At 40.5% G+C, this 22197-nt stretch carries 21 protein-coding genes; 14 read left to right on the forward strand and 7 right to left on the reverse strand.

Features of this window, described 5'->3' with window-relative positions; translation table 11 throughout:
- Window positions 1-4 precede the first annotated feature (4 nt).
- From MTO98_RS32665 to MTO98_RS32700, 8 genes are all read left to right on the forward strand, one after another.
- Entirely contained in the window at window positions 5-1423 is a 1419-nt protein-coding gene (locus MTO98_RS32665) for an ATP-binding protein (RefSeq protein WP_243483764.1), read from the forward strand.
- Window positions 1410-4055: a Z1 domain-containing protein gene (locus MTO98_RS32670; protein ID WP_243483767.1), complete on the forward strand. Its 2646-nt coding sequence runs from the start codon at window positions 1410-1412 to the stop codon at window positions 4053-4055. Before MTO98_RS32665 ends, MTO98_RS32670 begins: the two co-directional genes overlap by 14 nt.
- Entirely contained in the window at window positions 4048-4998 is a 951-nt protein-coding gene (locus tag MTO98_RS32675) for a PD-(D/E)XK motif protein (protein ID WP_243483769.1), read from the forward strand. Before MTO98_RS32670 ends, MTO98_RS32675 begins: the two co-directional genes overlap by 8 nt.
- Window positions 4998-5249 carry a hypothetical protein gene (locus tag MTO98_RS32680; RefSeq protein WP_243483771.1) on the forward strand — a complete coding sequence of 84 codons (252 nt, stop codon included), beginning with the start codon at window positions 4998-5000 and terminating at the stop codon, window positions 5247-5249. Before MTO98_RS32675 ends, MTO98_RS32680 begins: the two co-directional genes overlap by 1 nt.
- A 149-nt stretch (window positions 5250-5398) precedes the next feature.
- On the forward strand, window positions 5399-6928 hold the full coding sequence (istA, locus tag MTO98_RS32685) for an IS21 family transposase (RefSeq protein WP_243481480.1): 1530 nt from the start codon (window positions 5399-5401) through the stop codon (window positions 6926-6928).
- 20 nt (window positions 6929-6948) lie between these two features.
- On the forward strand, window positions 6949-7710 hold the full coding sequence (gene istB / locus MTO98_RS32690; protein WP_119407387.1) for an IS21-like element helper ATPase IstB: 762 nt from the start codon (window positions 6949-6951) through the stop codon (window positions 7708-7710).
- Between the two features lie 156 nt (window positions 7711-7866).
- Complete coding sequence (locus MTO98_RS32695) at window positions 7867-9573, forward strand: AIPR family protein (protein WP_243483773.1); 1707 nt, start codon at window positions 7867-7869, stop codon at window positions 9571-9573.
- A 115-nt stretch (window positions 9574-9688) separates the two neighbouring features.
- Window positions 9689-10750 carry a DNA cytosine methyltransferase gene (locus tag MTO98_RS32700; protein WP_243483775.1) on the forward strand — a complete coding sequence of 354 codons (1062 nt, stop codon included), beginning with the start codon at window positions 9689-9691 and terminating at the stop codon, window positions 10748-10750.
- Here the strand turns inward: MTO98_RS32700 and MTO98_RS32705 are convergent.
- The 6 genes from MTO98_RS32705 to MTO98_RS32730 form a co-directional block, all read right to left on the reverse strand.
- Window positions 10739-11710 (reverse strand): hypothetical protein, encoded by a 972-nt coding sequence (locus MTO98_RS32705; RefSeq protein WP_243483777.1) that lies wholly within the window; start codon window positions 11708-11710, stop codon window positions 10739-10741. The genes MTO98_RS32700 and MTO98_RS32705 overlap by 12 nt on opposite strands.
- 4 nt (window positions 11711-11714) lie before the next feature.
- Window positions 11715-13505 (reverse strand): hypothetical protein, encoded by a 1791-nt coding sequence (locus MTO98_RS32710; protein WP_243483779.1) that lies wholly within the window; start codon window positions 13503-13505, stop codon window positions 11715-11717.
- Window positions 13502-14557, reverse strand: coding sequence for a hypothetical protein (locus MTO98_RS32715; RefSeq protein ID WP_243483781.1), 1056 nt, complete (start codon window positions 14555-14557; stop codon window positions 13502-13504). Before MTO98_RS32715 ends, MTO98_RS32710 begins: the two co-directional genes overlap by 4 nt.
- Before the next feature lie 112 nt (window positions 14558-14669).
- Complete coding sequence (locus MTO98_RS32720; protein WP_243483783.1) at window positions 14670-14963, reverse strand: hypothetical protein; 294 nt, start codon at window positions 14961-14963, stop codon at window positions 14670-14672.
- Complete coding sequence (locus MTO98_RS32725) at window positions 14960-17308, reverse strand: hypothetical protein (protein WP_243483785.1); 2349 nt, start codon at window positions 17306-17308, stop codon at window positions 14960-14962. Before MTO98_RS32725 ends, MTO98_RS32720 begins: the two co-directional genes overlap by 4 nt.
- 257 nt (window positions 17309-17565) lie before the next feature.
- On the reverse strand, window positions 17566-18273 hold the full coding sequence (locus MTO98_RS32730; protein WP_243483786.1) for a hypothetical protein: 708 nt from the start codon (window positions 18271-18273) through the stop codon (window positions 17566-17568).
- A 293-nt stretch (window positions 18274-18566) separates the two neighbouring features.
- Here MTO98_RS32730 and MTO98_RS32735 point away from each other — a divergent pair, with 293 nt between their 5' ends.
- From MTO98_RS32735 to MTO98_RS32755, 5 genes are all read left to right on the forward strand, one after another.
- Window positions 18567-18833, forward strand: a complete 267-nt coding sequence (locus tag MTO98_RS32735) for a helix-turn-helix domain-containing protein (RefSeq protein ID WP_243483788.1) — start codon at window positions 18567-18569, stop codon at window positions 18831-18833.
- A gap of 23 nt (window positions 18834-18856) precedes the next feature.
- Complete coding sequence (locus tag MTO98_RS32740; RefSeq protein ID WP_243483790.1) at window positions 18857-19168, forward strand: hypothetical protein; 312 nt, start codon at window positions 18857-18859, stop codon at window positions 19166-19168.
- A gap of 215 nt (window positions 19169-19383) precedes the next feature.
- Window positions 19384-19671: a hypothetical protein gene (locus MTO98_RS32745; RefSeq protein ID WP_243483791.1), complete on the forward strand. Its 288-nt coding sequence runs from the start codon at window positions 19384-19386 to the stop codon at window positions 19669-19671.
- Complete coding sequence (locus MTO98_RS32750) at window positions 19668-20222, forward strand: BfmA/BtgA family mobilization protein (RefSeq protein WP_243483793.1); 555 nt, start codon at window positions 19668-19670, stop codon at window positions 20220-20222. Before MTO98_RS32745 ends, MTO98_RS32750 begins: the two co-directional genes overlap by 4 nt.
- Before the next feature lie 12 nt (window positions 20223-20234).
- Window positions 20235-21185 carry a DUF5712 family protein gene (locus MTO98_RS32755; protein WP_243483795.1) on the forward strand — a complete coding sequence of 317 codons (951 nt, stop codon included), beginning with the start codon at window positions 20235-20237 and terminating at the stop codon, window positions 21183-21185.
- A gap of 18 nt (window positions 21186-21203) precedes the next feature.
- Here MTO98_RS32755 and MTO98_RS32760 read toward each other — a convergent pair whose 3' ends face one another.
- Window positions 21204-21467: a helix-turn-helix transcriptional regulator gene (locus tag MTO98_RS32760; RefSeq protein WP_243483797.1), complete on the reverse strand. Its 264-nt coding sequence runs from the start codon at window positions 21465-21467 to the stop codon at window positions 21204-21206.
- A 414-nt stretch (window positions 21468-21881) separates the two neighbouring features.
- Here MTO98_RS32760 and MTO98_RS32765 point away from each other — a divergent pair, with 414 nt between their 5' ends.
- Window positions 21882-22196: a hypothetical protein gene (locus MTO98_RS32765; RefSeq protein WP_243483799.1), complete on the forward strand. Its 315-nt coding sequence runs from the start codon at window positions 21882-21884 to the stop codon at window positions 22194-22196.
- Window position 22197 lies beyond the last annotated feature (1 nt).

Consider the following 22197-nt stretch of genomic DNA (forward strand, 5'->3'; position numbering starts at 1 on the left):
TGTTATGTTAAAAACCGAACTGGTTAATCCAAATGTGGGGAATTTTATCGAGTCAATCAGGGACATCGGATATTCATTCGAGGTTGCTGTGGCCGATTTAATTGATAACAGTCTTACTGCCGGTTGCACCGATTTGCAGATAATTATGCTTCCTCAGCCCGATCTGATTTTTTCTATGCTGGACAACGGGCAGGGAATGAATGAATTACAGCTCGTTGAAGCAATGCGCATGGCTTCAAGGAACCCTAAAGAAATTAGAAGTAAAAATGATCTGGGAAGGTTCGGCCTTGGATTAAAGACTGCTTCATTTTCTCAATGCCGTAAGCTTACTGTAATTAGTAAGAAAGGAACGGAAATCCATAGCCGGCAATGGGACCTTGATTATATTTCAGAAAAAAATGAATGGCTCCTGATTACTCCTGACACGATTTCGAATATTCCTTTATTTGAAGAGTTAAATAAAATGGAAAGCGGGACGCTAGTCTGCTGGCAGTTAATTGATCGCTGCGATAAAAACAGTCTTACGGACATAATAGATCAAGTTCGAAAACATCTTGCACTAGTATTTCACAGATTTCTAGAAGGTGCAGATCAAAGAGCTGTTAAAATAAAAATTAATAATAACCCTGTTTTTCCCTTTAATCCATTTAATCTTAATCACCCGGCGACCCAGCAGCTTCAGCTGGAGAAAATTAAAATTTACGGTTCCGACGTTTTTGTACAGCCATTCATTTTACCGCATCATTCCAAACTTTCTCAAAAAGAATATGAATTTTATGCCACTGAAGAGGGCTACATTAAGTCTCAGGGATTTTATTTATACCGGGGTAATAGAATATTAATTTATGGAACCTGGTGGGGATTACACAAGACCGTGGATGCTCATAAGCTTGTCCGGATCAAAATAGATATTCCAAATAACATGGATGCCCTATGGGGAATCGACATAAAAAAATCAATAGCAAGGCCTGCCGAAATTATTAAAAATGACTTGCGGCGTATCATTGGACGAGTAACAGAAATTGGATCAAAACCATTTACCGGCAGAGGGCGAAAAATCGAGGATAAGACTGTGATTTCTTTCTGGGAAATTCTTCCCATCAATGAAAATTTCAGATTCGCCGTAAATCATCATCATCCGCTTTATACAGATCTGCAGGATGAATTATCAGCATCCGGTCTGGAAAAACTGGAAATATACTTAAAAGGTCTGGAAGCCTATTTACCTATTGATGCCATACAGTTTAAACTTCAGAACAGTCCGCATCAGCTGAAACAGCAGTCCGCGATATCCGAATCAGATATAGAAGAACTAAGTGTCCGGCTCCGCGGAGCCGGACTTAGCCAAGCATATATAGATGACCTTTTAAAAACCGAAATATATAAAAACCGAAAAGACCTTATCACGGATGCAAACAAATAATTATGAAGTCATTAAGCAGTATATTTTTGGTAAACTGAATAATGCCGGCAGTCCTCTCGAAAGGACGAAAATAGTACAGGAAATCCAAAGTATTCAAACAGTTATTGCAACTGTGAATGCTGAAACGCTACCGTTAATACTTCCTGTGAATGATTTCACAGGTTTGCCCGACGGCGACTGGGAAAGGATGTCCATTGAATTTGAGAAGCACTTTGATGTTGAAATGAAGCATGGCATTTTAATTCAGGGTGACGAACAGCAGAACAGAGATAATACATGGTGGACAGCAATTTTTAAGCAGAAAACAGTTAATTTTTACTGGGACCGTTATCGCAAATATCTGGGGAACGCTCTCCCGCCGGATGTGGTTAAAACAATAGATACTGATACGGATATTGTAATGAACAACCTTGAAAATCCTATTGGAGAGCCCTTTTCAAGATACGGCATGGTAGTAGGTCATGTTCAGTCAGGAAAAACGGGAAACTATTCCGCGCTTATCTGTAAAGCGGCTGATGCAGGATATAAGTTCATTGTTGTTATTGCCGGGGGAATAAATAACCTGAGGGACCAGACCCAAGAGCGCCTGAATGAATCATTTATCGGACAGACTAAAGGTGTTCAGGTTGGTGCCGGTATCGGTAATACGCAACGGGAAACAATGCCTCTAAGCTTAACTACAATAGAAAGAGATTTTAATAAACAGGATGCAGACAGGCTGGCGCACGGGCTCAACTTCGAGACAATAAATGTCCCGGTTCTGCTGGTAATAAAGAAAAATACACGCACATTAGAAAACGTAATTGACTGGCTAGATCAGCAGTACAAAGGTAAAGGGATAAATCATGCGATGCTGGTAATTGATGATGAATCTGACTATGCTTCCATTAATACCAAAGAGGAGGAAGATCCGACAAAAATCAATTTGAAACTTAGGATCCTGCTTAGCCTCTTCAAAAAATATGCCTATGTCGCATATACCGCTACACCTTATGCAAATATCTTTATTGATCACGAGGCATCTCACGATACCGCAGGGCAGGATCTGTTTCCTAAAGATTTTATTTATGCACTTGACGCTCCAAGTAATTACTTCGGCGCACGAAAAATATTTATCGAGAATGCTGACAAATATCTGATACCGATAACAGATAACGAAGAAAGTATTCCGTACAGCCATAAAAAAGACTTCACCCTTGATGAATTGCCCGATAGCCTGCTTGAAGCAATTCGCCTCTTTACATTAGTAATCGCTGTACGCCACCTTCGAGGTCAAAGAGGGAAACATAATAGTATGCTTATTCATGCAACACGGTTCACTGATGTTCATAAACTGCTCGCTGCACTCACCGAAGAATATTTAAGCTCCATAAAAAAAGATGTTGCAGCTTATGCCAGCTTGCCCGACGCATTAACGCAGAGTGCCATCCTTAATACTCTGAAGGCAACATTTGAAAAGCATCTGTCAAAAACTGAATTTTCATGGCATGATATAATGCAGGAACTTCCGGGATTTTCGGAATCAATTGTCGTTCGGGAAGTGCATCAGAAGAAATCTGTTCCTTTAGAATACAGAAAAGATATCGCAACTAATGCCATTGTTATTGGAGGTGCCAGTCTTGCAAGAGGATTCACTGTTGAAGGACTTAGTGTGAGCTATTTTTTAAGAAATACGGTCTTCTATGATACACTGATGCAAATGGGCAGATGGTTTGGCTATCGTCCGGGGTATGAAGACCTTTGCAGAATTTACATGCCGGCTGACAGGATTACTGATTTTGCTAATATCATTGAGGCTACTGAAAACCTAATCCTGGATTTCAAACTCATGGCAGAACAGAAGAAAACACCGAATGATTTTGGTTTGGCCATCCAGCAGAGCCCGGACAGCGCACTGCAGGTTACCGCTAGAAACAAACTAAAAAATGTAAGAGAATTCTTTTTTAATATGCGCCTTGATGGTACTCTGAAAGAAACCAGTTACCTGCTTACATCAAGAGAGGATATTAATCACAATCTTCTGGTTGTGAAAAACCTGCTTGACGAACTTCCCGCCCCACCCCAGACAACAGGGACACGAGTTTGGAAAAACGTCAGCAAATCACTGGTTCGGAAATTTATAAAAGATTTCAAAACCTTTGATAAAGATAAGCTTGGCCTGACATCCAGAATGCCAATCGGATTTATTAAACAGTACCTCGAAGAAAGAGCCACAGACTGGGACATAGCCCTTTATAATGGAACTGGGACTGTTTTTGAGCATGGAGCTATAAATATTAATAAGGAACGCCGCCAGATCAGTATAAATGCCAGCGGTGCTTATGAGGTACTTAACAGGCAGGTTTCCTCAGGTAACTCAGAATCTGTATCAATTGAAGATGAAGATGAGTTCGCAGAAATAGGAAACAACCGCAGAAAAGCGAGAGCCAGCGTGCATCGGTTAAACCCGCTTTTAATGCTGCACATACTCGAAACTGAAACAGAGCCGATAATAAACGAAATTGCCGCATTTGGGATCAGCTTTTCAGGAACAGTCTTAAGTACACAGCAGCCAACCAAGCTTTTAATAAATACGGTTTATTACCAGAACCTTTTTGACAGTATGAACCTTGGCAACGACAGCGATGACTAATCCAGCAGAAAACCCGTGGCTAAATATGCAGGCTGATACTGCCAGAAGGGTGGATATCGAAACCAGTTTTGATTTTTTCTGGATAAAGGATATTGAAAATAGATTAGGCCTGCTTATAAAATTCAAATTTGATCTTTCTGAAATAGCCATTGAAAGTAAAGTAAAAGGAATTTCAGTAATTACCGCAAGTGAAGAGAATGCCGGTAAACTTTATTTTGTTCTCAACAATAATAATGACTGGGAGATATTCCTGTCAGTTTGTACCGATCTTGTCTTTATGGCCAGCCAGAGCAAGGATCAGGCTAAAATGATACCGGTTATAAATCAAAGGATCAGGAGATGGCAGAGGTTTCTAAGCGAAAATAATACGGCCTCAATCCCGGAGATACTGCAAATGGGACTGATATCAGAATTGTATTTTCTGCTTAACTCCCTTGTTCCTGTTTACGGATATAAAGCTTCAATAATTAGCTGGGTTGGCCCTGATGCTGACAAAAAGGATTTTTCCCTGCCAGACCTATTTATTGAAATTAAATCTTTTATCTCCAGCAAAGGAAGGATAGTTACCATTTCATCCATACAGCAACTGGATAATGAAATCAAACCCCTTTACCTTACAGTTTACGGGCTAACTCGTACTGATCATGGAAGTACAATTTTACAAATAATATCCGCTGTCGATGCATTAATACCAGCGGAGGACTTTGAAACCAGAGAGATTTTTGAAAATAAACTGGCAGCTTGCGGATATATTCATACGGTTACTGAACCTCCTTTTTACGGCTATTCGTTCGACTGGAACAAGTCATATTCCGTTTCAGAGGACTTTCCGAAAATTTCGTCCAAAAACATTGACAGCCGGATTGTTGCTTTACAATATTCAATAGACCTAGCGAAATGTGCTGCGCATGAAGCTCCTTTACCATTTAATACCCGATCATAATGGCATCAATTGAAGAATTTCATCAGGATTTTTTGCAGTCTATCCTAAGCGATGCAGAAAGCAGGGGCCTGCTTAAAGCTCAGTCTTTTTTTGAAATAGTCTGTGAAGATCTGGTAAGTGTTGGGGATCTTACAAACAATTACACTCCTGCTGAGTACATTAAAAGAGGAATAGAGGCATATGGATATGATTACGATGAAGAACGAAAAATCCTGACCATATTGGAGAATTCGCTGATATTGACCACCTGATTTCGGCGCAAACTGACCACCGATTCCGCGGGAAAGTGACCACCTGATTTCGGAGGAAACTGACCACCCCGAACGAGCCGCTTATGCTGTAGAAGCAGGCCTATTTTTGAGGTTTAACAACTTCACTAATGGCCAACACTACGATAAGCATGAGTAAGATAAGACAGATCCTAAGGATGTACAGCCAGGGCCGCAGCAAGCTATCGATAGCGGCCCAGACCGGCGTGTCACGCAATACCGCAAAGAAGTACCTTATTGCGTTCGATGCCAGCGGCTTTACGTTCGAAGAGATCAATACCCTTAATGATAAAGAGCTGGAGGACTTCTTTGGCAAAAGCAGTGAACGCCCTCCGGACAAGCGGATGGTAGCCCTGCAACGATGTTTCCCGCAAATAGATAAAGAGCTAAAGCGGGTCGGTATGAACCGCCGCATCCTGTGGGAAGCTTATATCAAAGAGTTCCCTGACGGGTTCAAATACACCCAATTCTGCTTTTATTACAACCAGTGGAAAGCCCGCGTGAACCCCACAATGCACCTGGATCATAAAGCCGGTGATAAGCTGTATGTGGACTTTGCCGGTGAAAAGCTAAGCATAACGGACAAGGATACCGGTGAGGTCATTGAGGCCGAGGTGTTCGTTGCTATCCTTGGCGCCAGTCAATTGACCTATGTTGAAGCTGTGCTGAGCCAGCAGAAAGAAGACTTTATAGCAGCCTGCGAGAATGCCCTGCACTTTTATGGCGGCGTACCTGCCGCCATCGTTCCCGACAACCTGAAGGCTGCCGTTACCAAAAGCAACCGCTATGAGCCAACACTGAACGAGACCTTTGCCGACTTTGCCGACCATTACGGAACGACCATCTTACCAGCGAGGGCGTACCGCCCTCGCGACAAAGCACTGGTAGAAGGAGCTGTTAAGATCGTTTACAGCCGTATCTACGCACCTATTCGCAAAGAGGCCTATCATACCCTTGCAGAACTGAACACAGCGGTCAAGGTCGCTTTAGAAGCACATAACAGCCAGCCGCTGAAAGGCCGCAATTACAGCAGAAAGCTCCAGTTCGAGGAGATAGAACGCCAGGCTCTCTCGCCATTACCGGCATTACGTTATGAGTTCAAACGGCAGCACCAGGCCACCGTAATGAAGAACGGGCATGTTTGTCTTGGTATCGACAAACACTACTACAGCGTACCGTACCGCTTCATCGGCAGGAAGGTCAAACTGCTGTATTCCCGCACCAACGTAGAGGTCTATTACCACTACGAACGCATTGCCATGCACAGGCGTATCAAAAGCCCTTACAGCTATACTACGGATAAAGACCACCTGGCTTCGACACACCGCTTTATGACCGAATGGACACCCGATAAGTTCCTGGAATGGGCGGCATCCATTCATGAGGATGTGAGGCTTTACATCCTGAAGATACTGGACCGGAAGCAACACCCGGAACAAGCTTACCGCTCCTGTATCGGTATCCTCAGCCTGGCGCGTAAGGCAGGTAACGAAAGGCTGGCCAGTGCCTGCAGGCGTGCACTCGGTTATGGCGTTTATAACTACAAGACTATACAGCAGATACTGGAGAACAAGATGGACAGCTACGAGGATAGCTTATTTGCTGACGAACTGCCTATGCCCAGCCATGACAATATCCGTGGAGAGAACTACTATAAATAACCATTAATAAATAGATCGATATGAACACGAACACCTTGGACAAACTTCGCAAGCTGAAGTTCTTTGGCATGTACCATGCCTTTAAAAGCTGCCTGGAAACGGGCCAGACCGCTGAATACACTACTGATGAACTGCTGGCTCACCTGGTAGAGGCCGAATGGGACGACCGGCAGAACAGGCGCATAGAGCGTACCATCATGTACGCCAAGTTCCGCTATAAAGCATCGGTAGAGAACATTCATTATCATGCAGATCGCAGCATCGACCGCAACCAGGTGATGCGTTTGGCAGACTGTCACTTTATTGACCGTAATGAGAACCTGCTGATCACAGGCAGCACCGGTATCGGCAAAAGCTACATTGCTTCTGCTATCGGACACCAGGCCTGCATACTGGGTTACCGCGTGTTCTATGCCAGTACACCCAAGCTCTTCGCTAAGCTGAAGATGGCCAAGGCAGATGGTTCCTACATGAAGGATGTCGCCAAACTGGAACGCCAGCAACTACTGATCCTGGATGACTTCGGTATACAGCCTTTTGATGCGCAGAGCAGGGCTGCACTGATGGAGATCATTGAGGACAGGCACGGTAAGACATCGCTGATCATCACCTCTCAGCTGCCGGTCAGTAAATGGTATGAGGTCATTGGTGAAAAGACGATCGCTGATGCTATCCTTGACCGTATCGTGCATGATGCGCACCGGATGGAACTGAAAGGAGAGTCGATGAGAAAAAGAAGGCCGGCAGAGCCCGAAAAAAGCTATCTGCAAAACACACTTTAAATAACTACTTTTGACAACGCTTCTACAGCGTTCGCTGCGCTCGTTCGCCAGCACTTTAGGTGGTCAATTTGCCACGGAATCACCTGGTCAACTTCTCCGTATTATACACGGTTAAGGACATTTTTCAATAAATGTTCAGAAGGAATGTATAACGATATGGAAGAAACCTCTGAAGCTTATTCCATGGCCTATAACATTTATAAATACTTTGAAAAAAAGCAGCTGAACAAGGTAAGGTTGATGGTGCTGACGGACGGAAAAGCAACACGGAACCTACTTGAACTGCCATCAGAAACCGATAAAAACATTCAGTTTGATTTCAGGGTGGTTGATATTGAATATCTGCATAATATTTATGAATCTGAATCAAAAGCTGCAGTTTCAGATATTGATGTAAATCTGCCATGCCTGAAAATCAATGATGACAGCAATAGTTATCAGTCATATTTAGCTGTAATTAATGGTGACCTCCTGGTTAGCATTTATGAAGATCATGGTCAAAAGCTATTTGAACAGAACGTACGAACATTTCTCCAGTTCAAAGGCGCTGTGAATAAAGGATTAAAAAACACTATTGAATGGCGGCCCGAAATGTTTTTTGCCTATAATAACGGCATTACGGCTACTGCTGAATCTGTTGAAATAGGTGCTGACGGAAATCTCAGGAAAATAAAAAACTTTCAGATTGTAAACGGCGGCCAGACAACATCCGCAATTTATGCTGCTAAAACTACATCTAACCTTGATGTGTCCAAAGTGGCAGTACAGATGAAACTCTCTGTCGTTAAAAAGGCTGAAAATCAGGATGAATTTATATCTAAGGTTGCTGAATACGCCAACACCCAGAATAAAATTAACAACTCTGACTTCTTTTCTAACAGCCCCTTTCATAAGGATATGAAAGAGTATTCAAATCGCATTTACGCCCCTGCAATTGGTGGTTCCCAAAAACGGACTCACTGGTTCTATGAAAGAGTAAGGGGGGAATATCTGAATAGTCAGGCATATCTTAAACCAGCGGAAAAAAACAGGTTTATAATTGAAAACCCCAAATCACAAGTAGTCGATAAAACCCTGCTTTCAAAAACTGAAATAATGTGGCGCCGGAGGCCGGATATTGTTTCAAAGGGCGCTCAGGAAAGTTTCAAGAAGTTTGCAGATGAAATTACAGAAGTCTTGGAAAAAGATAACCTTGCCATTACAGAATCCTATTTTAAGGATGCCATCTGCCGTGTTCTACTATTCAGATCTGTCGAAAAAATGGTTTCAGCTGCTTCCTGGTATGACGGAGGTTTTCGTGCACAGACAGTCGCATATACTATTTCTTACCTCTCTGCTTTAACCCACGCATCAGGACTTGATCTGAACTTTGACCTGATCTGGGAAATGCAGGATATTCCAGGGTCATTAATTGAAATGCTGAAATTAATTTCAGAACAGGTTTACAAAAAGGTTACTCACCCTGCTCCGGGTTATGCGAATATAACCCAATGGACAAAAAACTCAATGTGCTGGGTAAGCGTTCAGGAGATAAATATAGATTTTCCTGAAGAAGACCCCAGGTTATTTGTTTTTCGCGAGGATAAAAACTTTAAAATGAAAGAAGCGAAAGAGGTAAAAGCCGTCGATAAAGGAATTGACGCACAGATAACGGTCATGAAGGTTTCTCATCATGACTGGAATGTAATATATAAGTATTACAGCAACTATCAAGGAATAAAAGTGCTGAGCACCATGCATCTGGATATGCTTTCAAAAATGGCATCAGGAAAAATCACACTTCCGTCAGAAAAGCAAGCAAAAATACTGCATCAGATTTGGGAAAGTGCCAAAGCGGAGGGGGTCGGAGTCGATATTAATTAAAGTGAAATTCGATTTTAAATATCAATCCTTATTCGTTAATTTCATAAATTAAAAAAATTAACTTTGGAAAATTTAAATATTTTCCTTATATGCCTGACTATCACCGCTTTGAATTGTGAATAAAGCTAAAAAAATTGGTATAGACATTTTCAGCGGTGCTGGTGGTTTAAGCTTAGGCGCTGAAAACGCCGGTATTAGAATTGGTCTGGCCATCGAAAAAGAACCTTCTGCGGCAAAAACTTTTGCCACAAATCATCCGGGGGTCAATATTCTATGTAAGGATATTGGTGAAATAAAGCCTCTTGAACACATAGAAAAATATCCGTTTATTGTCTTTGGAGGCCCTCCTTGTCAGGGTTTTTCTTTGTCAAATACTAAGACCAGAACAGAGTTTAATAGGAATAACTATCTCTTTAATGAATTCGTTCGATTTGTTGATGAACTCCAACCTGAGTGGTTTCTATTTGAAAATGTTGAAGGTATCACCACTTTTAATCGTGGTGAAACAGTTAAAGAAATTAAAGCCTGCTTTAAAGAAATCGGGTATGAAACAACCGAAAGGGTTTTGTACGCCTCTGATTATGGTGTTCCCCAACATAGAAATCGCTTCATAATGGTTGGTAACAGGCTTGGTAAACAATTTGAATTTCCGGAGAAAAGCAATAAAAAGGTAAGTGTAGAAGAAGCAATTTCAGATTTACCAGATCTTACCAATGGTGATAAATTTGAGGAACTTCCCTATAAAATGAATTTGGACGAGGTTAGCGTTTACGCTAAATCTATGAGATCAAAATCAAATGCGGCTCGTCAAAATCTGGTTTCCAGAAATGAGTCCTATGTTATCGAACGATATAAACATATTAAGCAGGGTCAGAACTGGCGCGCCATTCCATCGGAAATGATGGAAAATTACGCCAACGTAAATAACTGCCACAGCGGGATTTATAAAAGGCTAGATGCCAAAATTCCGTCTGTTGTTATTTCTAACTACAGAAAGAACATGCTTATTCATCCATTTCAGGATCGCGGATTATCAGTAAGAGAAGCCGCACGCCTGCAAAGTTTCCCTGATCATTTTGTGTTTGAGGGAACCTTAATGCATGTTCAGCAGCAGATAGGAAATGCCGTCCCCCCTTTACTGGCTGAGGCTATTTTTAAGAAGATTTTAACTTATTAATTCTTCGAAATTATAAACCAGGAAGTAGTCAGATGCTTTTGAATAAGCATTGATATTATACTGATTAGCTGACGCGTAGCAAACCTGAATGCTTTCGTTTTTCAGTCCAGCAATTGCGACTCCTAACGTAGAGATCTTGTTATTGAGCGGCGATATAACTACATTGTACTTATCACCGTGCATTGCCAGTAACAGATCAATCTGATTTTTAGTTTCAATGATATTTGTACAAGAGAATTCAAATTCGTCTAAAAGAATAGACTCATTGTGAAGACGTAATTCTGCATATTTTTTATTTGCAATTCCACTGAGATCACTGTTGATTGAGTCTTGCCTGGAAGCTCTTCCTAATATCAGCTGATGAGGCTCAAATGAATTGATAATTTCTTCGGCACGCTCTTCTTCAAACCCGCTTAATAAAATCAACAGCAAGTCTTTTGATGGAGAATGTAAACCAGCGTATCCAAGTACTGAACGTATCTCTCTGACACCTTTAGTCAACCATAAATCCTCATCGTTATTTGAATAGCTTTCAGCTGGCGTGTAAACAAAATTAACATCAAATGCTTTAATGAAAAGTTCAAAAGAAAGTAGTTTTAATAAAATCAGTAAAACCTCTCTGGTAAAAGTTGTGATATCTATCACAACCTTTATTTTCGTATCACCGTCTTTTAATTCATTTAGTTCTTTGAATAGATGGTAAAATCTGTCGTACACTGCTAACGGCGCGTTTTTGGGATAGATTACCGTTATTAATTCAGGAAGATTCGCTTTTACGGATGCCAGGTTATCCTCAGACACTTTGTAAGTATCTTCAATGTGAAATATGATTGATTTTTTAATAGAAGATGCATTTAACATTGTGCCAAGAAATGCTGAACGACCTTCAAAACCGGATGAACATAGAAAGAGATCTATATTTCCTAAAGTTGTAGCAATTAATTCTTTTTCTACCTTCATGAGATTAATCCAATTCTGTTAGTAAACTTAATTGCGGATCTTCGCCACCATTAGACAGTGTTTTATTAGCTTCCCGTTCGAATCTGGCGGGATCAGTAAGGCTGATTTTTAACAGGCTGCTGTTCATGAATTTGTATCCTTTGAAGCCAGCCGGATCTAATTTAAAATATGGTGAAAGTGTTCTGCTTAGAATGTAAAGACGGCATCTTCCTGTTCCCTGTTTATTTCCTATAGAACTTTTATGGAGATACCCATAATGTTCTGCCAGTTCAATAATTTCTTTTAGCTCATTATCCGGATTGTCATTTAATGCCACGGAGAACACAATTCTCTCTGCTCTGTCTGAAACAAATATTCTGTGAAACATCTGACCAAGGCCGATTATTAAATTATAAAGCTTATCTGCTTTACTTAGTCTTTCATTTTCCCCTTTATGCCCATGCTCCTCAATGACTTTTTGAAATTCATTTTCAAGAAAACTGCTCGAATACTCTTTTATTATGGTATCCTGGATGATGACAGGTATAAAATTAATATCCGCTACTTTTACTTCATTCCTGGAAATATGATTGGAAAACATTCTTGTAGCCGGCTCCAGAAAATGCCGGATAATTCCGGATGAAATATCAACAAGATTATCAAAACCTGCATAGTTGAAATGTGATCCAGCCCTGCTGCCTTTTAATTTTTTTACAAATTCAGAAGTTGCATATCTGCGAGCCGCATCACCTCCTGCATATGCCTTGTCAGGGTTACTGTAATCGAGTTTAAGATTCGCCTTAATTGCTTCAATTTCCTTGTCCTGATCTGCATCAAATGGAAAAAAATCGACAGGATCTATTTTTTTCTCTAGATATTTTTCAATTCGCTTGCTAACTATCCGCTCAATCCTTTTATAGTAGTTATTATTTGATGTTGTGTATACGGTAGCAATGTTAACCTGAGAGTAATCGTGCGGTGAATCTATAGTTTTATTAGTAACGGTTTTTAAGGATTTGTAATCTAACTGCGTTGATATTTTGATACTTATATCCTTAGATGTTCTGTATGATACCCATGTGTTTAAAATTCTGGTCTGGGTTTCATTTAAATATCCGGCATCATCAACCAGGATAAAAATTGGTTTATCTGCTGGGAAAAATGCCAGTTTTTTTAATTCCATTAATAACGGATACAGGAAGTCTAAGTAATTACATAACGGCCCATTATATTCTAAGGGAACAGCTGGTGAAAGTCCGACCTTTTTACAATAAGTTTTACATTTGAGGAAAATCTCATCCAGTATTTTTACGATTTTTTCAATATACTCAGCGCTGCTCGTAAGCTTGACTTTATAGCTATCGATATTTTGGCCTGATATGTCTACGTACCATAAAAAGGTCTCATTATAAAACCGTTCTATTTCTTCCAGGCAGCAATCTATATCCTCCCTGTATTGCAGGATATTATTAAAGCATTTTGATGCGACATATGTGGTTAAAAGATGTTCGTTAAAAAAAGTATTTGAACTGTCTTTCAGACGGTCTAATTCTGGATAATTAATATCTGTTAACTTGATTGGAGCATACAGAGAAAAATATTCCAATTCACTTAAACTGCAGTTTTTATCAATTTTCTGACAATCAGGCATCATATACCTGAACATCATGCTTTTTCCGGATCCCCTAGGGCCGTTTAAAAAGGTATGTCCAATTTCTGGTACCTGATAAAAATCTGTAAAAACGTCAACAAACAATTCATAAACTTCTTTTGCTGAAATTCCTTCCGGAGTATTTACTTCAAATGGATTTCTCATACGGTATGAATTTTTTGTTTAACCAGATTTGATATATAATCTCCGTCAATTCTTTGGCCGTTGTGCAATGTCAGACTCTCACAAGCCTGATAAATATCGGTTTTTTCTAGTGTCGGATAACCATTTTCTTTCAGCTCGTAGGCAATCGGCGTAGTGATTTCGTCGTGATCAGAGGAAGTAACAAGATTTATCTTCACCTTGACTATATTAAAACGACATTCTTCGGGCAGAAAGCGACCACAATAGAGCGCCTCTAAGAATGTCTTTTGCGTACGTTTAAATATCTCAGTGATCAGGTATTCATAAACAATACCCTCTTTGGTTCTTTTTGGGTATTTATCCGTCAGATATTTATCCATAACATAAAAGCTCAGCTCAATTTCACGATCACCTAGGTCTAAACTGTCAAGACTGTTAGAGTACAAATGGAATATTTTGCTGGTCTGCTCCAGCTGGTCTATTTCGAGTATAAACTTCGATGCCCGCGTTAAATCTTCTGCAAGTTCATCACCGAGCCGCAATAGCGCGGCTAAAAACTGAGGACGTATTTTCTGATGCGAAACAGAATCCGACGGCGGGAGCTTGCCAATTGGATCGTCCTGACCTCCATGGGCCCTGGCAATATTTCCAATGATCAGCTTTTCCGCTGTATTCAGAATATTACCGGAATCAAATCTGGCCAATAGTTCTTTTCCTTTCTTTGCGTGCTCTGCTCTGCTGCCAATTAAATGCCCTGTATCATGGAGCTGAATAGCCATCAGCAGGATGAAAATTTCATACGGGGAAATGTAAAACTTATTAGCTTCTACAGTCAACGAAGGATTAAGGCAGGTAATTATTTTAGAAACTCTGTCAATGACCATCTTGATATGATCAACGCCATGGTCATTGTAATAACCGTCCTTTTCAATTTCTAGAATTTTGGTTTTTATTTCAGGATGTACATCCTTATCAAATGCATTCTTAAAGGTATTATAAATACCAACATAATCTTTCTGATGAGGAAACACCGATTTATCAGTAATATTTAAAAATTCGGTTTCTATATTCACGAATATTGATTTTTACAAACCAAGATAAGATCAGAAAAATTCTTTTTGTTCAAGGTTTAAGTATGTAAAGTTTGTAAAATTATTTGAAGTTCGTTGCGGTCTGTAAAAATAGTTAAAAATGATCAAGGTTGAGAATAGCTGTTCGGGCCCGAGATTCAACAAAATCATCGACAAAAAGTGAAATAATCTTCCAAGTGTATCGGCGAGCGGCTGATTCACCATCAGAACTAAAATAGTCAGCAGATTGCTTATAATCCGTGAGGCCGCCTGCATTAAATGACAGAATGTTAAACCAGGAAAGGGTAAGAAATCCACTCAACAACATAAAAAAGCAGGAGACGTCAATCAAACGATGGCATTCCTTTGTCTTTAACGACTTTACTAAGTCCCGTTCTTTTCTTTTCATAAAACTTTAGCCGATGACCGTTGCGCCTGCAGAATGCCTAAGATATTTTCCTTCATTTTAATCGCATTTTTGATGCTTAAACCGCCGATGTCAAAACAGTCCGGATCTGCCGGGTGCCAGAAGACCACGCGGTTATAGATATTATAAAGTATACTTATCACGGTTTGATCATCGTCGGTGCTTCTTTCCTCGTCTTTTAACAATTCACTGCATTTGGTTACTATCTTTGTATAAAGAGTTGCGGTGTCGTCATCGGGAAACTCATTTGCCATTTTTATAAAGAGCTGCAGGTCTCCGATGGCGGCTGTCATCCGATCTTTTCCGCCGCTTCCGGCTGAAGCTGCTATACCTAACTCTGGCGGATTTATCCAAGCAGCAGCGATATTGGCAATGATACGTTCCCGAAATTTCCGACTTTCGGTTTTTGGAGGTTCCTGTCCGCGTAGCAGATGGAGGATAAGCTCGATGGCTAATGCCTTGTTGGATGAGGTGATTTTTTTGTCGCTGAGTAGGTCGAGAATTGCATCCACAGAGAATTGCAGTGCCGAGAGCTCACGAATGTTGTTCCACCGATCTTCTTTCGCACCAACCGTTTTTTTGTCCGGATCAGGCGATGTCTTAACAATCGACTTATCTAATTTTACTTGTCGAGGCTGAATTGATTCCAGCTGAAATACTGAAGCGTAACCATCGTCCGACCGGCCATCCAGTGTGTATTCTTGTTTGTTACTTGCTGAAATAGTAAACATTAATGCGTCAGAACCATCTTTGATCTCGAATTCCTGATAACCCTTAACCATGTCTTTCCACAAGCCAACCACCGGCGGTTTTTCTTCCGTTAGCGGTTTTGCCGGCTTTGACCGCACCGCCATTCCTTCAGAGGTTAGCGACAACACCGCCGTTCCAGGATCATCGGCGAGGACGCTGGCGTACCGGGCGGACCACCTGTTCTCTAACTGTGGACCATCACTCAATAGTGCCATAAGTAAGGTAGGGCCAATTCCGCGAATTACATCACTTACCGGTTCCTGTCTTGCAAGGTCCTCACAGATCAGCGCCGTGACAGCCAACCAATCATTTGGCGCCAATATGGTCAAACGTCGTTGCGCGATCGAAGAATATTCAAACCAACGTTTATCGACGGCGAAATAGCCCTCCAATTGATATTGCCGGATCTGGGCGCCATCCAGTTGCCAACGGTGATGTTTCCGCTGAGTGGTTGTATACCACTCGCCTGCGAAGAAAACTGCCATACGCACTTCGTTTTGAAAAGTATTATCGACTCCAGGGTAACCTGTATCCTTTTCATTCATCTTCATGACGCCAGCGATGACCAAAGGTAGCTGCAAACAACTTTGTTGGTCCCTGAACTGTGCACTAAATTTTTCTAACAATAATAGGTACTGGTCCTCGGTTAATGCCATTTCCGGAAACGCAATCAAATCTACTTCGTTCTTTTCTTCCGCAAAATGCAAAACGGTCTTGACCAAAGCGTCTAGGAAAGGTTCATCGATTTCTTTCTTTGTATTCCCTTTGAAATACCGTACGGGTTGATAACTGTCCGGCAGTAGTTCAAAGTCGGCAGGTTCGATCTTTTTGGGATAAGGAACTGCAAGGATATTCAAACTTTGTTTCCGTGCCTCTAATTTTGGAAAAGTCCGCCAAATCACTTCCACTTCGGTTGTATGAAATGTTAAATGATGAGATAGCGACCGGGCGACCATGCCTGCCTGTGGAGTACGCATCTTGGGTAAAACAACGCCGTGGAATTTCGTGATGGTACTCAATGAGCCGGTATTGTTGAGCAGAAGATTAGCTACGGCCATAAATATCCGGTGCTCTAAATTCTCCTTGGCCAATGGCTGGCCCAAGAAGCCGAGACCAGAACAACTGGCATCCGCCAAGATATAAAGGAATAGAAGGGCCTTTGCGAATTCCTTTTCCGCCAGATGCTCTGGTTTTGGACTGCGTTTATAAAGGTCACCGAGAACTCGAAGATGTAACAGGTCCATAGTCGGATTCTTAAATTCCTGCTCCAGCACATCGTAATATTTTTTAAGCACTGGTTTTTCCTTAAATTTCGTATTATCGGCTTTCCTGAGCAACTGATTGCTCGAGGACTTGATCCATAATTTGCTTAATTCTGAAATATCCGATTCCCATTCTTTGGTATTCCACCATTCGGCATCCAATAAGCATAATTTATAAAGACCTGTACGATTAATAACCAGTGCGCATAACGCGAACATATCAGGTGGCCACAGCAGCCATTCGTCCAGCGTCCAATCCAGATTGATATGGTTTGCGAGCTTATTAAAAGTAACGGTATAGGGGCTGATCGGCATATCGATAAGGTTTAAATTTGACGTAAATTAGCTAATACTCGACAGGTCCGCAAATTTTGACACTACTAAAGTACATTGTTTGCGAGCCATATACGTATTATCCATAAAGTGCTCCAACACACTTATTTAAAATCAGCCGGGGCTCCTACAAAGTTCGATTTGCTGTTCTAATGAGGCCAATTTAGTAGATCTATAAGTTGTTTTTTTAGAAGCCCCTAGCTAAGATTGTCTCGGTTCATGATTTTTTCTTTGAAAATCTACAAAGCCTTTCTTCGATAATTCGGCCAGGCACTTACCTGCCCAATCAATGTAGTAGACTTCAACTTCGGAAAATGCAATTCCACATACTCTTTAAAAGACCTGATTGTTTCCATATTGTCCCATTCCATAGCTGTGAGGCAAAGCATTGGCCATTTTTTGGTGTGGATCATAAAACTATATAACTGCAGATAAGGCGGTGCCTTTTCAAATGCTTGCTCGACAAGCTCATTATATAAAGCCTTTTTAAGCACTTTTTTAAAATCCATGATTAGATCATAAGTTACCAATTGAAGAGTACCCCATTTTATTAATTCCGCCATGTGTGGCATTTCTTTATCGTCAAAGAATAGATACAGGAAAGTGATAAAATCGAATTCAGTTACATCACAAAGATCCTTACTCAAATAAGCATAGTTTTTTTTAAATGCCTCCAATGAAAATCCGTCCTTCATTTTATCAATGACAAAACGGATCACATCGTTCTCCTTTTCGATGATCTGTTCCATATCAGGCCCTTTAACACTACCATCCGGCAACTCCAGTGCATACCTGGATTTAGAGAACAGCTCGAAATAATAACTTTTAAAAAATATGGTCTTCCGTTCAAAAGTTACCTGCACATATAAAGGATATGTAAGCTGTCCGTGAAAGTCAACCTGCTTCAGACGGTCATTCAGGTAGGTTTTGAAACTGATTTTATTCACTTTTTTAAAAAATATTTTTTGATGCTATTTGACTGCTTTTGGTGTTCCCTGTTTTCTATTAACCGGGGATGATTTACCAAGCTTAATCAAAAATAAGCAAACCAAATGAAGTTGCTTTCTGATTGAACAGGTCAAAATTAATCATTTGTTTTGACATATTTTATTTTGTCAAAACAATATTTTATATTTGATTTATGCGGAAGCAACTGCAATTCAAATAATTGCAGATTAGGGGAAGCCATTCTCATAAAGTAGCGGGTGGCGAGATACATGATTACTATTAATTTAATACAATGACATCAAATGAATTAGTTACAAAAGAGGATCTGGAGGTATTTGGAAATAAACTCCTAGAAGCAATAACAATTATTCTTCAGCCGGGAAAAGGGCCAAGCAAGCAATGGTTAAAGAGTAAAGATGTGAGAAAACTATTAAACATTTCACCAGGCACTTTACAAAACCTGCGTATCAACGGTACGCTTAGTTATACCAAGATTGGCGGTATGATATATTACAAACTGGAAGACATTCATAAAGTACTGGAAGGGGGTAAACATTGAAACCCGTCGTTAAAACAAAAGAAATGGCGGCCTATGTGGAGCGGGTAAGGCAAATGGGTAGGAACCCGCATCTGCTTGCTACCCACGTAAGCCTATATAATGCTTTGTTTGTTTGCTGGCAACGGAGTGAATATAATAACCCTTTTCCGGTTAATCGCAGGATGCTCATGTCCTACAGCAGGATCGCTTCTACCGCTACTTATCATAAATGCATAAAGGAACTGGAAACTTTTGGGTACATTCTGTATTACCCATCTTATCACCCCATAAAAGGTAGCCTGGCTGGGTGGCCGGAAGATAAGCATGATAGCAGATCTGCTGATAGCGAGATATAATGTTACAGAGATAACCCGATAGTAAGATCGGCTGATAACCTGTTATAATGATAGTTAGATATCATGTTATCAAATGAAGTCATACAACGAACACACCAGCCCTTATTGCAAAACGCTATCTCCAAAGAACTTTAAAAAGGAGACAACTCTAATGCAATATTCTATAGGTGTAACCCCAATAATTTATGCAAAGTAATTGTTTAGATCCTTTTTTGATGAACAAAACCATTAATCCAGGCAATTTTTCTATAGCAGCAATCTGGAATGCGCGACCGTCAAAACGTCCTTTTCTTCTTGGAAGAAAAGGAGCAAGCGGAAGTTGGGCAGAGCCCTACTTTGCTTGCCATTTGCGCTGCAAATGGGGTTTTGCGTATCCTCCGGGGATACTTTACCGCGTTTTTACCGGCAAAAAAGAAGAAAACAGGATACCGCCAGGTATCCTGTATAGATATTTAAAGGCATATCCTGTTATACAGTCTAATGCCTCGTTAAAAATTAAATGATGGAAGATATTAATGTAAGATCCGTAAGATATCCGGTTTCGGTTGATCAGAAGTTTGAAAAGATCGCCCTTAAACTGGGCCGCACAAAGCGTCTGCTTTTTATTCAGATGGTGGACTATTTTTATAAAAGCAAGAAAGATCCTATAGACCTGAATGATGAACTCTTAAAAAATGCACTGATGAAAAACCACCAGCAATACATCGGTTTTATTAAAGCACAGGAAACTATGCTGCTCATTCCTATCAAAACAGAGATGGATAGGGTTTCCCAATCACAGGGAAAGATCATCGACCGCTTTAATTCCGAAGTGCTGAAGCATAATGTGGATGTGTTAAATAACCTGCAAAGCCATGCTAAAGCGTTCGGGGAAGTAGCCCGCGTCATGGATGCGATCTTGAAGGCTATGAAAAGTAAGGAAACCTTTAAAGAACAGTTCTTGTTTATTCTGGATGGTTATATCAGATCCAGGGAGGCTTTTGGCATGATGACATCGGGCAGGGAAAAAGAGGAACTGATCGCCATTACGAAAGAGCAGATCAGGTTATTATAACGAATCGACTTTATGTTTATCAATATTACCGATAGTAAAGAAGCGGCTAACAAGGGCAGCAGCAGCGGACTGGTTCATTACCTGGAAAAAGAGAACCGGATTTATAATAAGAATGAACCCGAGTATTGGTTTAATGGGCAACAGGTCAGAATAGATCCATACGTCGCTATGCGGACAATAGATAACAATATTGCCAAGCTGGGTAAGGACGATGCAAAGTTCTTTCTGCTTAATATCAGCCCCAGTCAAAAGGAGATCACTTTTTTAAAGAAGCAATACGGTGAGGACGGAGCCCAAGACCAAATGAAAGGGTTTGCTGTCAGAGTGATGGATGGTTACGCACAGAATTTTAAACGGGAGGGCATTAACAGCCATGAAGATCTGGTATGGTTTGGGAAGCTGGAAAACTACCGTTATTACACCCATAATGACCCGGAGGTTAAACAGGGCATCAAAAAGCGGGGTGGCCGCAAGGAGGGCGAGCAAATGCATGTACAGATCATTGTGAGCAGGAAAGATGCGACCAACAAAGTCAAGCTTAGCCCGATGAATACATCAAGGGGGAAGAATGAAGATCATTCTAAAAAGATGGGACAGTTTGATCGGGTGGCTTTTAAACAATGTGGTGAAACCCTCTTTGACGAATTATTTGAGTTTGACAGGCAATTAAAAGACACAATGGCCTATGCCAATGCACATAAAAACGGCAGCCTGGCCGAGCGGGTGCAGATGGAAACACGCAATAAGGAAGAAGAAGCCGCACACTTAGGCACCAGTCTTACCGAAAATCAGTCAGACATGAAGTTAGCGCCTGGCATTCATCCATATTCTACCACCATAGACCAGTCTTTTGAAGATTTTATCAGCCCTATCCATGTCGACATCAAAGATGATGTGGATGATGAGGCTATACATGGGAGAAATCGCCATAGGAAAAGACAGGCGAGAACTAATACAAGATGATCGTTAAATAATTTTAACTTAATCTTTTTTTGATTTCTTATCCCACTCATCCTCGGGACGTAGCTTCAAATCCTTACAAAGAAAGTCCATTATTTCTGCATAAGGCACGTCAACAGCCAATGCTATTAAATAGATTTCTTCGGCTGTTGGCCGTGATTTAATATCTACATGAAGTTTGCTGATCCTGTCTTTTGATATTCCCGTACGTCTTGCGAGTTTGGCTTGACTTAAAGGTTTCCGAGACAAGTATAATCCTAATAGAGTTAATGTTTCTTTTTCCAATGAGCCTGTATTCTTAAATGTAGATTACATTAAAAGTACAGATGAAAAAAAACAATAGAAAAATCATTGCTAAATGGCGAATAATTATCTATATTTGTTGATAAATAAACTACATTAAGCGCCTTTCTACTATATAAAGTTTTTAAATGATTTAAAATAATAAGAAAATATTGACACTGATTGTGTCTAGGTTTATTCAGGAGTCTCGTCGCAAAAACTACCACTTTTAACGACCACGGGAAGATAGAGTAAAGCCCATTCTTGGAATTGTGCATATATTTGCGCAATCTTTAGGGATGGGCTCTATCGAAAGTTATGGTCTGGTTCTAGTGGTAGTACCTTGCGAATAGCGGAAGATAGGGTCCTCCCTATTGTATTTTAATCTGCAATAGAGACTCATAAAATTGAATGTTTATGAGTAAAAATCAAACCAAAACTACATCCTTTTTTAGAATCGAAATCTTTCCCAGACGAGTAAAGAATGGCTATGTCTCTGATATATTGTTGCCCTTTCAAAGGCGTTTAATAAACCTTCTTAAACTGCAATTTAACCCCTCTCCAGGTATTTTCCATTTTAATAAAAAGCATTTACTTTCACAAGGAAAGAAGGTTGATAATGAATTAATTAGTTTGTCTACAAGATTGCCCTTTGTTATGCTATTCTTAGGAACGGTAATTTTTTATCCGCTGCAAAACCCAATCAAGAATATTATCTGCTCTCCTGAGTGAA

Origin of the sequence: Mucilaginibacter sp. SMC90 (genome assembly GCF_022811725.1) — a bacterium.
Lineage (GTDB): Bacteria > Bacteroidota > Bacteroidia > Sphingobacteriales > Sphingobacteriaceae > Mucilaginibacter.